The sequence below is a fragment of the Neisseria sp. HMSC068C04 genome (assembly GCF_001810105.1).
GTDB lineage: Bacteria > Pseudomonadota > Gammaproteobacteria > Burkholderiales > Neisseriaceae > Neisseria > Neisseria flavescens_B.
In genome coordinates this window covers 1-1,451 of sequence record NZ_KV799979.1, presented here as the reverse complement: position 1 = coordinate 1,451, position 1,451 = coordinate 1, and the positions used below count along the sequence as shown (strand labels likewise).

Sequence of the window (1,451 nt, the reverse complement as noted above, 5' to 3'; positions counted from 1 at the left end):
TTTGAGGCCGTCTGAAACGGTTTCGTTACGGATTTTGCCCCATGCTTCGTATTCGGCTGTCCATACGGCTTCGCCTTTTGCATTGTGTGCAGCAATCGGTGTGCCGAGATGGTCGAGTTGGTAATAAACCAATTCGGGCTGCGCTTCGGACTGCCCTTGGGGTTCGGGTGGGATTTTTAGCAGCGGATCGGTTTCGGGGTTGTAGCCGTAAGGTTCTGCAAATGCGCGAATGTCTTTACTTTATGGCGATCTAATATTTTTAACTGAAAAGGCCGTCTGAAAAGAGGGCAAGCTTTTCAGACGGCCTTTTCAAACCAACCCATGCACATGAATTAAAATTTCAAACGGGGTACAGTTTTCTCATCATTTATTCGTTGGAAAAAACGATCATTTTCCCTTCCGGATAATCTCCTTTCCAGCCGCAAGGGAAACCGTTATGTTGGTAAACATATAAAATATCTTTCCAAATCTCCGGTATGTAGTTATTGGCGTAACAATTCAATAAAATCCTCATATTGTCAGGCATTGTTTCCTCTAGTAAATTTGCCCCCCCCTCTATCGTGAGCTTTTTATCTGCCCCATGAAAATCCTTATCTAGGGCTCCCAGGCAATTGGTATTAATTAATTTACTACCAACCAAGTAGTGCCAATCGAAATTCTCCAAACCCGAGAATTGCTGAGTATCTATAATTTCCTCCCATTCATCCCATTCATCGCTTAACAGATATCTGGCTTCTTCCGGAGAAGTGGTAACGATAAATTTTTCACGATCGCCGTCATAAGGACGGGAAAAGAAACTGTCTGATGACAAAAAATCAACCACAGGTTGCGCTGATTCAAGTATTTGGTTCCAAGTTTTTTTCATTGCTATTTACCTCTTACATGTTTACGAATAACAGCTTCCCAATCTATCTTAACTCCAGCCGTGCCTCCCGGATGTTCATTACCATACATGGTTATTTTGCCTTTTTCTAATTCGGCTCTTAAAGCCTGTTGCACAATACTTAATTTCTTACAGCCACTAAGCCCGGGAATCTTCATGCGATTGGCAACTTTCAAAGCCTGCCTTACCGCAGCACTGTATGCACGATGATTACCGTTATGTATTGTTTTACCATACCCGTTACCGCTTTGGGAAGTAACGGCCGAAGTTTTTGGTAAAGCTATCAGATTTTCAGCCGAATGCTCGTTAAAATTCGAACATAACGCGCGAGCTAGTCGTAATGTATCTTGGTCTTTAGGAATAATGTGGTGGACTTCATGATCGGCAGCCAATGTCCCATACCGATCTTTCCAATTTCTTACCCATATGCTATCCAACCCTGAAGGGTCTACCCATTGAACGGGGTTTTTCACATAAACATAAATGTTCAATCCGCCATCCAAACCAATCGGATCCTGACTCACAAACCGCCCAATTTCAGGGTCGTAATAGCGGAAACGGTTGTAGT

General features: G+C 43.1%; 3 protein-coding genes. All 3 read right to left on the bottom strand.

The window, feature by feature from the left end:
* On the bottom strand, positions 1-132 hold a 132-nt coding region (locus HMPREF2700_RS07965; protein WP_210389885.1), incomplete at its 3' end, for an RHS domain-containing protein.
* Positions 133-367: 235 nt separating this feature from the next.
* Positions 368-865, bottom strand: coding sequence for a hypothetical protein (locus HMPREF2700_RS07960; protein WP_070591418.1), 498 nt, complete (start codon positions 863-865; stop codon positions 368-370).
* Between the two features lie 2 nt (positions 866-867).
* Positions 868-1,451, bottom strand: a 584-nt coding sequence (locus tag HMPREF2700_RS07955; protein WP_070591417.1) for an RHS repeat-associated core domain-containing protein, incomplete at its 5' end; no start/stop codon positions are given.

Bases quoted from the DNA above. Each gene is read 5' to 3' on its own strand.
- HMPREF2700_RS07960 (WP_070591418.1), bottom strand. From the start codon at position 865: ATGAAAAAAACTTGGAACCAAATACTTGAATCAGCGCAACCTGTGGTT.